7 protein-coding genes are annotated in these 11389 nt (G+C 60.6%); 3 read left to right on the top strand and 4 right to left on the bottom strand.

Annotated elements, in window-relative coordinates; translation table 11 throughout:
* Nucleotides 1-136: 136 nt before the first annotated feature.
* The 3 genes from RC54_RS19420 to RC54_RS19410 form a co-directional block, all read right to left on the bottom strand.
* Nucleotides 137-1708 carry a methyl-accepting chemotaxis protein gene (locus RC54_RS19420; protein ID WP_058896542.1) on the bottom strand — a complete coding sequence of 524 codons (1572 nt, stop codon included), beginning with the start codon at nt 1706-1708 and terminating at the stop codon, nt 137-139.
* Between the two features lie 455 nt (nt 1709-2163).
* Complete coding sequence (gene mctP / locus RC54_RS19415) at nt 2164-3657, bottom strand: monocarboxylate uptake permease MctP (protein WP_058897633.1); 1494 nt, start codon at nt 3655-3657, stop codon at nt 2164-2166.
* Nucleotides 3657-3836, bottom strand: coding sequence for a DUF3311 domain-containing protein (locus RC54_RS19410; RefSeq protein ID WP_017452052.1), 180 nt, complete (start codon nt 3834-3836; stop codon nt 3657-3659). The genes mctP and RC54_RS19410 overlap by 1 nt, the downstream gene beginning before the upstream one ends.
* A 170-nt stretch (nt 3837-4006) precedes the next feature.
* Here RC54_RS19410 and RC54_RS19405 point away from each other — a divergent pair, with 170 nt between their 5' ends.
* Nucleotides 4007-4894 carry an NAD-dependent protein deacetylase gene (locus RC54_RS19405; protein ID WP_058896541.1) on the top strand — a complete coding sequence of 296 codons (888 nt, stop codon included), beginning with the start codon at nt 4007-4009 and terminating at the stop codon, nt 4892-4894.
* 229 nt (nt 4895-5123) lie between these two features.
* On the opposite strand, the gene RC54_RS19400 is transcribed toward RC54_RS19405, so the two are convergent.
* Nucleotides 5124-6413, bottom strand: a complete 1290-nt coding sequence (locus RC54_RS19400) for an O-acetylhomoserine aminocarboxypropyltransferase/cysteine synthase family protein (protein ID WP_058896540.1) — start codon at nt 6411-6413, stop codon at nt 5124-5126.
* A gap of 300 nt (nt 6414-6713) precedes the next feature.
* Between RC54_RS19400 and RC54_RS19395 the strand changes: the two genes are divergently transcribed.
* Nucleotides 6714-9419 carry a type VI secretion system Vgr family protein gene (locus RC54_RS19395; protein ID WP_082803053.1) on the top strand — a complete coding sequence of 902 codons (2706 nt, stop codon included), beginning with the start codon at nt 6714-6716 and terminating at the stop codon, nt 9417-9419.
* A 58-nt stretch (nt 9420-9477) separates the two neighbouring features.
* Nucleotides 9478-11388 carry a phospholipase D-like domain-containing protein gene (locus RC54_RS19390; protein ID WP_061788719.1) on the top strand — a complete coding sequence of 637 codons (1911 nt, stop codon included), beginning with the start codon at nt 9478-9480 and terminating at the stop codon, nt 11386-11388.
* The last annotated feature ends 1 nt before the right edge of the window (nt 11389 follow it).

Genomic DNA, 11389 nt, shown 5'->3' with positions numbered 1-11389 from the left:
ATAAGCAAAGAGCAAGCCAGTGCCGACCCCGGGAGCGCAAGGTATTCCGATTCTCGCAAGATGGGTCAATCTCATGCATTGAAGAAACGAACGCCATTGCCCCTGCTCCCGACCAGCAGAGGGATTACCCCAAGATTTATGCCACCACGAACACTTCCACTACGCCACTGAGCTTGCGCGCCTGTGCCTGCAGGGATTGCGAAGCCGCCGCAGCCTGTTCCACCAAGGCCGCATTCTGCTGCGTGACCTGATCCATCTGGGCGATGGCATGGTTGATTTCATCAATGCCCTTGCTCTGCTCGCTGCTGGCTGCACTGATGGCACCGATCACCGAGACCACGCGCTCCACGCTGGTGACGACCTCGTGCATGGTCTGGCCAGCCTGATTGACCAGAGCGCTGCCAGTGGCAACCTTGTCCACCGAGTCGTCGATGAGCGCCTTGATTTCCCGCGCGGCGGTAGAACTGCGCTGGGCCAGGCTGCGCACTTCCGAGGCCACCACGGCAAAACCGCGTCCCTGTTCACCGGCACGTGCGGCTTCCACGGCCGCATTGAGCGCCAGGATATTGGTCTGGAAGGAAATGCCATCGATCACGCTGATGATGTCGACGATTTTCTTCGAGGAGGCATCGATGGCCGCCATGGTGCTCACCACTTCCTGCACCAGCTGGCCGCTTTCGGAGGCCACCGCAGAGGCTTGCTCGGCCAGCTGATTGGCCTGGCCGGCGCTATCGGCATTGTTCTTGACGGTGGCCACCAGTTGTTCCATGGCCGAGGCGGTTTGCTCCAGGGAACTGGCTTGTTCCTCGGTACGGGAAGATAGGTCCAGGTTGCCGGCGGCAATCTCGGTGCTGGCGGTGGTGATGGCATCGGTTCCTGCGCGCACCTCGCGCACGATGTCTCGCAGCGCTGTGTTCATGCTTTTCATCGACATCATCAGGCTGGCCGGATCGGCGCTGGCGACGTTGACTTCCCGACGCAGGTCGCCCTTGGCGATCAGGGACGCCAGTTCGGCCGCGTCGGCGGGTTCACCGCCGAGTTGCTTCACCACGCTCCTGATGATGAGGATGGCGCTGACCATGCCCAGCAGCAAGGCCAGCACCCCCAATGTGACGATCAATCGGCGCGCCGTCTTGTAGAGCGCCTTGGCGTCGTCCCTGGCCTCGCCGTTGAGTTTGTCTTCGAAGCGTGCGAGTTCGGCCAGCGTCGCGCGACGTTGCGCCTGCAGCCGGCTCAGGGGGCTAGCAGCCAGGACGGCCTTGATGGCGTCGCTGTCGTTATCCCGGACTGCCTTGATCAACTGCTGTAGCCGAGGCAATACCTCGGCCGATTGTTGCTGGATGAGGATGATGGCTTTTTTCTCGGTATCGGTAGTATCAGGCGCCTCGGCAAACATCTTGGCCAGGGTTTTTTCTGCTTCGCTGTAGATGGAAATCTGTTGCGGCAGCAGGTCGGCGTATTGTTTCAGCTCTTCACTCGTGGTGCTCATCAGGATGCCGCGCGATGCCAGCGACTGTTCAAAGACGGCTGCACGCATGATGGAGAGTTGTTGCACCTCGGCATTGTTGACGTCGGTAATACTGCTCAACTGCTGATCGATCTGGTCCATCTTCAGCAAGGCCATTGAGATGATAATCAACAGCAACAAGAGCACGCTGCCAAAGCCCAGCATGAGTCGTGAAGAAACCTTGAGCCGCCTGAAATCCATGAAATACTCCGTCGGATTATTGTGATTGTGAGTGTCTGCCCCGGATCGGACAAAGGAGGCACTCTAGTTCAAAAGCGGGGCTTTGATTAGCCAGTGTGGATTAATGGATGTATTCAGATAAACGGCGCAATGCCGCCATACGTGGCGACACTGACTGGCCTTGCACCAGAGACTGCCTGAAATTGCCCTGTCACGGTGCGTATGCAAGCACCGCGAAGGGGCTGGTGCTCATGGATGCACCGAGTAATGCCGAAAAAAATGCTCCTTGGAAAAGGAGCATGTCAGAGGACATCGTTCGTCAACCGAATGAAGGATCGGTTCGTGTGGCGGTCACGCCACAGCATGTCCGCATGTCCGCATGACCTTGCCCCTCGTCGTTGTCTGCCGGTCGTTGCAACTTTCCGGATAACGCCAGACCAGAACGGCGATCGGGCAAGGTACATGGGTTCAAGCCATCAACGCTTCAGTGCTGGTTGCGACCCCTTGCCCAGCACCAGGTTGGCCAGCACTGCCACCACCACATTGAGGGCCAGTGCGATCAGGCCGGTGTAGAGGGTATAGGTCTGGTCGCCGACGATGAAGCTGTGCACCGGCTTGATACCATCGATAAAGGCCAGCCAGCTACCGCCGACAATACCTACCGCCCAGCCGCACAGCAGCGCCCGTGCACCGAACCAGCCCACGAACAGACCGAACACCAGCGCCGGGAAGGTCTGCAGGATCCATACCCCGCCCAGCAGTTGCAGGTCCAGCGCGAACTTGGTGGGCAGGAACAGGATGAAGATCAGCGCTCCGAACTTGACCACCAGCGATACTACCTTGGCCACCTTGGCTTCGCCCTCGTGGCTGATGCCAGGACTGACGTAAGGCTTCCAGAAGTTGCGGGTGAAGAGGTTGGAGGCACCAATGGACATCACCGCCGCCGGCACCAGCGCACCGATGGCAATGGCCGCAAACGCGAAGCCGGCAAACCAGCCCGGGAACAGCGTATTGAACAGCGCCGGCACCACATCATTGTTGGCCTGCACCTTGATGCCAGCCGCGTAGGCCATGTAGCCCAGCAGCGCGATCAAGCCCAGCAGGACCGTGTAGGCCGGCAGGAACACCGCGTTCTTGCGGATGGTGTTGGCGTCCTTGGCGGCAAAGATGCCGGTCAGGGTGTGCGGATACATGAAGGCCGCCAGTGCCGAACCCAGCGCCAGCGTGGCGAAGGGCAGGAACTGGGTGGGCTTCAAGGTCAGGCCGGTGGCGCCACCCTTGAGCGCAAAGGCGTCACGGGCTGAATTGAACACCGCCCCATAGCCACCCAGCTTGGCCGGCACCACCACCACCGCCACCAGCACCACGATGTAGATCATGATGTCCTTGACGAAGGCGATCAGCGCCGGTGCCCGCAGGCCGGCCGAGTAGGTATAGAGCGCCAGGATCACGAACGCGGCCAGCAACGGCAGTTCACCGCTCATGCCCAGCGCCTTGATCACCACTTCCATGCCGATCAGTTGCAAGGCGATGTAGGGCATGGTGGCCACGACCCCGGTCAGGGCGACGGCAAACTCCAGCGGACGCGATTGATAGCGCCCCCACACCACATCAGCGGCGGTGACGTGACCAGCCTTGTGCGCGGCGTGCCACAGCTTGGGCATGATCACGAACACGATGGGATAGACCAGGATGGTATAGGGCAGGGCGAAGAAGCCATAGGCCCCGACCGCATACACCAGCGCCGGCACGGCGATGACGGTGTAGGCGGTATAGAAGTCGCCGCCCACCAGGAACCAGGTGATCCAGGTACCGAAATTGCGGCCTCCCAGGCCCCACTCATCGAGATGGGCGCCCTTGTTGCTGGGGCCGGCCATCCATTTGGAGGCCATGAAACCCAGCACGGTGACCAGGACGAAGAAGAACAGGAAGACCCACAGTGCGGTCCAGTGGATGTTGGACGCGTCCATCATTGGACTCCCTTCTTGAGGCCATCACGATAGACCAGCCAGACAATCAGCGAAGTCAGCGGCACCCAAGCGAACTGGTACCAGTAGAAGAAGGGGAAACCGAACAGGCTGGGCAATTCGGCGTTGTAGAACGGGACCCAGAGCAGGCCGATGAAAGGCAGCAGAAGTAATAGCCGCATGATTGATGCTCCTCGAACTTTTGGCGGAAGAATTTTTATATCGACGCAGTGGCGGCCTTGCGGGCCGAATGCGCCGTGAAAGTTGCAGGCCGATTATAGGGATATTCCTCGATCCGCGTCGGCCCGAATTGGCGTACTCTTCTGGCTGTCATTGTCCAGCGAGTTCTTCCATGAGCCAGAGCCTGACTGCATTCGCTCCCGATGCCATCACCGGCGACCTGCTGCTGGCCCTGGCGCAACTGCTGTTATCGCATCGCCAGGTCCTGGTGCTCACCGGTGCTGGCATCAGTACCGCCTCCGGCATTCCCGATTACCGTGATGACAGCGGCGTGCGCCGTGGCCGACTGCCGATCCAGGGCAGCCAGTTCCGCCAGTCCGAGGCGGCCCGCCAACGCTACTGGGCGCGCAGTATGCTGGGCTGGCCGCGCCTGGCACAAGCCGCGCCCAATGCCGCCCATCGCGCGCTGGCGCAATTGCAGCGGGCCGGCCATCTGGGCAGCATCCTGACCCAGAACGTGGATGGCCTGCATCAACTGGCCGGCAGTACCGAGGTGCTGGAACTGCATGGCAGCATCCATGCGGTGCGTTGCCTGTCCTGCGCCACGGTCTATCCGCGTGCCCAGATCCAGCAGGAGCTGGCACGCTGCAATCCCGCCTTCACGCAATGGCAGGCCAAGGCCTTGCCGGATGGCGATGCAGAACTCGAACCGCAGGCTCATGCCCGCTTCCACGTGCCGGACTGCCTCGCCTGCGGTGGCCTATTGCAACCCGACGTGGTGTTCTTCGGCGATGGCGTGCCAGCCGAGCGCAGCGCCCAGGCCGAGGCCGCCGCGCAGGCTTGCGATGCCATGCTGGTGGTGGGTTCCTCGTTGATGGTGTTGTCCGGTTTCCGCTTTGCCCGGATGGTGGCGGCGGCTGGCAAACCGGTGGTGGCGATCAATCGGGGCGTCACGCGCGCCGACGACCTGCTGGCCTTCAAGCTGCGCGAGGATGCTGAGCTGGTGTTGCCGCGCTTGGCAGAGTGGGTGTTGGCGCACGCAGCTCCTGCTGCAGTGTAGGTGGCGCTGTTAGCATGGATTAATGCACTAATCTTTGAGCATTAATGACTGCTTAATGAAAAAAGTGAAGCAAAAAGTGAAGCAACAAGCTCACCAGCAATTGCACCACCATCGTGTTCAGCAAGCTGATCCGATGCGATACGCCAGGGGGGCAAACGCATATCCCATCACAAGATCAAGAAAAATGGCTCCATCGCGGAGCCATTTTTTTCTGCGAGAACGGAGAGACTCAAGCCGACTGCAAGGCCTGTTCCAGATCGGCCAGCAAGTCATCGATATGCTCGATGCCGATGGACAGGCGCACCGTATCCTCGGTCACGCCAGCCTTCTCCAGTTCCCCTGGTGATAACTGACGGTGCGTGGTCGAGGCTGGGTGAGTGGCCAGCGACTTGGCATCGCCGATATTGACCAGGCGCGTGAAGAGCTGCAGCGCATCCTGGAAGCGCGCACCGCCGTCGCGGCCATTGGCTACGCCAAAGGTCAGCACGCCCGAGGCGCGGCCCTTGAAATACTTTTGCGCCAGCGCGTGATCCGGGTGATCTTCCAGCCCCGCATAGTTGACCCAGCGCACCTTGGGATGGCGCTTCAGGTATTGCGCCACGGCCAGGGTATTGGCGGTGATGCGGTCCAGGCGCAGCGCCAGTGTCTCGATACCCTGCAGGATCTGGAAGGCATTGAAGGGGGAGAGCGCCGCGCCGGTATTGCGCAGCGGTACTACGCGCGCGCGGCCGATGTAGGCGGCCTCGCCCAGCGCTTCGGTATAGACCACGCCGTGATAGCTGACGTCCGGTTCGTTGAGGCGCTTGAAGCGTTCCTTGTGCTGGGCCCAGGGGAACTTGCCCGAGTCCACGATGGCGCCTCCCAGCGTGGTGCCATGGCCACCCAGATATTTGGTCAGCGAATGCACCACGATGTCGGCGCCATGTTCGAAGGGGCGCAGCAGATAGGGCGTGGCCACCGTGTTATCCACGATCAGCGGCACGCCATGACGATGCGCGATCTCGGCCACGGCGGCAATGTCGGTGACGTTGCCCAGCGGGTTGCCGATGGATTCGATGTAGATGGCCTTGGTGCGCGCATCGATCAAGGGTTCGAACGAAGCTGGCTGGCGCGGGTCGGCAAAGCGGGTCTGGATGCCGAACTGCGGCAGGGTATGGGCGAACAGGTTGTAGGTGCCGCCATAGAGGGTGGAGGCGGAGACGATGTTGTCACCGGCTTCGGCAATGGTCTGGATGGCATAGGTCACGGCGGCTTGGCCGGAAGCCAGTGCCAGCGCGGCGATACCGCCTTCGAGTGCAGCCAGGCGTTTTTCCAGCACGTCCTGGGTCGGGTTCATGATGCGCGAATAGATATTGCCCTGCACCTTTAGATCGAACAGGTCGGCGCCATGCTGGGTATCGTCGAAGGCGAAGGCCACCGTCTGGTAGATCGGCACGGCCACGGCGCGCGTGGTGGGGTCGGGATCATAGCCGCCATGTACCGAGACGGTTTCGAATTTCCATTGCGGGTTGTCTGCCATGTTGTCTCTTTCTTGTCGTTGGTCGATGTCGGTCAGCGCAAGTTACGCGATCCAGACAAGCTAGCGCGAGGGGCGGCAGGCACCAAGAAATGATTTCTCATAAGCATATGCGGCAACGGAAGATGCACGCCGAAAACACCATGTAGGCGGGGTTTTGCGCGATGACATGCAACCCATGGTGCCGTTGTCAGGCGCACGAATATCTTTGAGAAGCGCCGCCTAGATCGCCGATGCCGGTAGAAGAGCGTGCGCTGCAAGACGATACTGCGGCGCACGACCGACAGCTCATCCCATTCCATCATGTCTCTTCCCCAAGCACTGCTGCAGCACCAGCACAACCGGCTACTGCGTTTGTCTTTCCCGCACGATGACGCGCCGTCTTCGACGTTGATGATCAATCGCTTCCATGGCACGGAATCGATGTCGCGCGATTTCCGCTTCACGCTGGAGTTGCTCAGTGACGATGCCGCCATTTCCCTGGAAAGCCTGATGGGAAAACTGGTGTGCGTTTCTTTGGCACTGAGCGATGGTGGCTTGCGTCCCTTCAGCGGTTATGTGTCGTCCTTTCGTTTCGTCAGGACCGATGGCGGCATCGTTTTCTATGAAGCCGTATTGGTTCCCTGGCTGCACTATGCGCGCCTGCGCCAGAACAATCGGCTGTTCCACGAGCAGAGCATAGAACAGCAAACCGAGTCCATCCTGAAGGATTACGGCATCCTGCCGCGCTGGCGCTGGCAAGTCGCAGCCGAACCCCATCAGTACACCATGTGCACCCAATGGGAAGAGAGCGACCACAACTATCTCTCGCGCCGCTGGGAAGCAGAAGGTTATTGCTACTGGTACGAACACACCGAGCAGGGCCACACCCTGGTGGTGGCCGATGACAGTACGGCTGCGCAGGCCATCGATGGACTGTCCGACGCCATTCGTTTCCACAGCAAGGATGGCGCCCAGGAAGAAGACGCCATTGCGCAATGGCAGGCGATACGGCAGTGGGCATCGTCTCAGGTCGCTGTCAGCGGATTCGATTTCAAGCATCCCTACCCACGCCATGTCGACATCGCCACCATCAACCAGCAGGGCGATATCGCGCGCATGGAAGTGCACAGCTATGCGGGACATTACGGCTTGCGCAACTTCGTCCATGCCGACCAACTGGCGCGGCAGAGAATGGAAGAGATCGAAGCCCGCGGCCTGCACTACGAGGCGCAGGGAAACCATCGGCAGGTGGCTGCGGGCAGGCACTTTCGCTTGCAGGATCATTTCCAGGTGGCCGCCGACGAAGAGCAGTTCCTGATCCTGGAAGTCGAGCACGAAGCCAGCAACAATTACCTGCAAGGCGCCGACGTGCCCGCCACCTACCGCAACCGGATGCGTTGCCAGCCCTTGCCTGTGCCGTGGCGACCAGGGTGCGGTTTCGACAGCATCCAGACCCGGATACTGGCTCCGCAGACGGCGGTGGTGGTCGGCCCGCAGGCCAAGGGGAGCCTGCATGTCGATCAATACGGACGCGTCCAGTTACGGTTTCATTGGGACCGCCAGCCCAGCAGCAGTTGCTGGGTGCGCGTGGCGACCAATTGGGCTGGCGCCCAGAGTGGCCTGAGCAGCCATCCGCGCGTGGGCGCGGAGGTGGTGGTGCAGTGGCTGGACGGTAACCCGGATCATCCACTGGTGACCGGGTGTGTCCACAATGAAGCCAACATGCCGCCCTGGGAACTGCCGCAACAGCAGGCCTTGAGCGGCTTGCGCAGCAGGGAACTGACGCCCGAAGGTGGCAACGCTGCCGGTGGTCGCAGCAATCATGTGATCCTGGATGACAGTTGGGAACGGATGCAGGTGCAGATCAGGAGCGACCACCAGTCCAGTCAACTCAGTCTGGGCCATATCACCCGCATCGACGACCATGCCGGTCGCAAGGACGGGCGTGGACAAGGGTTTGAACTGCGTACCGACGGCCAGGGCGCGTTGCGTGCCCAACATGGTTTGCTGATCACCACCGAAGGCCGGCCCGATGCCCAGGGCCATATCACCGCCATGGAAGAGACCACGGCACGGCTGGAGCAGAGTGGCCAGTGGCACGCGGAACTGGCGCACGCCGCGCAGCAGGCGGGGGCACAGCAAGCGGGCGACCAGGATGTGGTCGCTGCGGCCTTACGCCAGCAGAACGATGCCATCCGGGGGCAGCGCAAGCTGGCGGACGCAGGCTTTCCCGAATTCGAGCAGGCCCATCTCACACTGGCCAGCCCGGTGGGGATAGCAGCAGCCAGCGGCGGCTCCATCCATGTGAGCAGCCAGCAGCACATGGCCTTGAGCAGCGCTGCCCATGCCAGCATCAGTGCCGGCAAGAGCCTGCTGGTGAGCGTGCGCGAAGCGGTACGCATCTTCGCTTACAAGGCCGGCATGAAACTGCTGGCCGTGGCCGCCGACATCGACATCTCGGCCTTGCGCCAAAGCGTCAATATCTTCGCCCGCCTGAACATCACCCACACCGCCAACCGCATCAGTATCACCGCCAAGGAAGAAATCTTCATCAATGGCGGTGGCAGCACCTTACGCCTGAGCCAAGCCGGCATCCATCAGTGCACCAGCGGTCACTGGCACGCCCATGCCGCCCAGTACGACCACGATGGGCCAGCCAATGAAGCCGTTCCCGCACTGCCGGATCCACCGGCCATGTCCGAGCTGAAGCAGCAACAGCGCCTGAGCTTCCAGCTCAAGACGCATTGCGCGCAAGGACGGGGCTTCATGCACGAACCCTATGTTCTCTTCAAGGATGGCGTGCAGATCGCCATGGGCGTGAGCGATGCCCATGGCCTGGTGGTGATCGAAGGACATACGCCGGGCCCGGCACGTTATGCCGTCAAGTTGAGCAATGGCTGCGAATTTGAATTGCCAGCCAAGCCCGGTTTCGAGAGCGACGACGAACGACTGGTTGCCCGCGGCTACCGCGCGCTGTATGACGATGCCCAAGATCTCCAGCGCCATCGTGCGCTCAGGGAAGGCTAGTTGCTGCCGGTCTTGCTCCCCCATTGATATTGATTTTCTTCTTGCCTGGAGATGCCCCGTGTTGACCACCCACAAGAAATCCATTGTCCCTTTGAGCGAAGCACAGCCCCACAGCGAAGGCAGTGCCCAGTGGCTGCTGGAGAGCGAACATGACAAAGCCACGCCCATCCATCGCTGCAACCGCTTGAGGATGCTCTACTGCGGCGAGCAGGCATTCCAGCAGATCCTGGCCGACATCAAGCAAGCCAAGGACAGCGTGGAAATCATCTGCTGGGGCTTCGACCCGGCGATGGAACTGGTACGCGAAGCAACAAGCTGGCCGCGTGGCGATACCTGGGGCGGCCTGTTGCGGGACGTGGCCGCCGGCCGCTACAACGGCGGCAAGCCGGTGCAGGTGCGTCTGCTGTCCTGGTATGGCGTCATTGGTAGCGCACTGGCGCACAACATGCCGGGCTATGGAAAAGAGGCCGACTACGAGCTCAAACAGGCGTTGACGCACGGTCATGCCAGTGTGATCCAACCGGGCGGCAATGGCAGCATTGCTGATCCCGTGGAAGTACGCGACCGCCGCGAAGTCTTCAACGCACACTGGTATCGGGATGCCGAGCAAGGATTGATGCCCAACCTGAGCTTGCGTGTACGCGATGGCGACATCAGCGCCGTCTGGGGCAGCCTGAGCCAGGAAGCCGGCAAGCGCAGCCTGCTGGAGACGGCCGGCATGGTACTGGTTGCTACCGATCACCAGAAGAGCATCCTGATCGATTACGAACATGAAGGTGGGGTTAATGCCGTAGCTTATGTGATGGGCCTCAATTCGGTCACGGATTATTGGGATACCGAAGACCACCTGTACCACGACCAACGACGTGGAGAACTGTGGGAGGGACGTACCGAAGATGGTCGGCCTGGACTGAAGCCCTACCAGGATTACGCCTGCCGCATCGAAGGTGAAGCGCTGGTCAGTGTCAGCAAGAATTTTACGGATGCGTGGAATCGCGCCAAGGGCAAAGGTGCAGCGCTGGAGCGCACGCACGATCTCTATCAACCGCCAGCGGACCTGTGCGCATCGCTCGAGGGCCAACGCACCGTCAATGCGCAGATCGTGCGCACCCAGCCGGAAGAGGGAGACAAGAGCATCAAGCGCTTGTATCGACAGGCCAGCAGCTTTGCGCGCAATTATCTGTATGTGGAAAACCAGTATTTCCAGTATGAGCCCTGGGTCCAGCAGTTCAAGGAAGACCGGCGCAACTTCGTGGAGTGGTGGCAGCTTGCGGGGCAGAGCATGGATGCGCTGCCGAACCTGCATGTGATGGTGGTGATGCCGCTGCCGGAGTTGAAGCAGATGGTGCCGCGCACCTATGACGCCGTGCGTTCGCTGGGGCAGGGGGATTCGATGCCGAACCAGGACAAGCTCATTGAAGATGCACTGAAAGCCTCCGGTCCGTCAGGTGAGCCAAGCGAATTGGCCAAGAGCGCCGCAGCCGGCGGCAGCAAGGATGAAGTCGTCAGGCAGTTGAACATGCTCGGCATCCGCACCTTGATCGGCACTTTGTGGACCTACGACCATGCGTGGCGTGGACGTGCGTCGTTGCAGCAGGATGCGGCGCCGAAGATGGAAGAGCGGTATCGCGAAATCTATATCCACAGCAAGTTGATGATTATCGATGATGCGATGTTTACGGTGGGGAGTGCGAACTTGAACCTGAGGTCGATGGCGGGGGATGCGGAGATGAATGTGGCTTGTGATGATCCGGTGTTGAGCAGGGAGATCAGGCGGCATGTTTGGGGGAGGCATACGGGGGGGATGCAGGATGGGGGTGGGGGGAGTCGGGAGGAAATTTCTAATGCATTTTTCAAATGGAAAAAGCTGATGGATATAAATGATTTTGAAAGAAAAATAGGGGAGCCACCCGTTGGTTTCCTTTTTTCGTTCAAGGATGAACGCGTAAGTACAACCAGGCTGGCATAAG

The organism is Herbaspirillum rubrisubalbicans (assembly GCF_003719195.1).
GTDB classification, from domain to species: Bacteria; Pseudomonadota; Gammaproteobacteria; order Burkholderiales; family Burkholderiaceae_D; genus Herbaspirillum; species Herbaspirillum rubrisubalbicans.
Note: the sequence above shows the minus strand (reverse complement) of the source record. Positions and strands in the feature narration are given on the sequence as shown.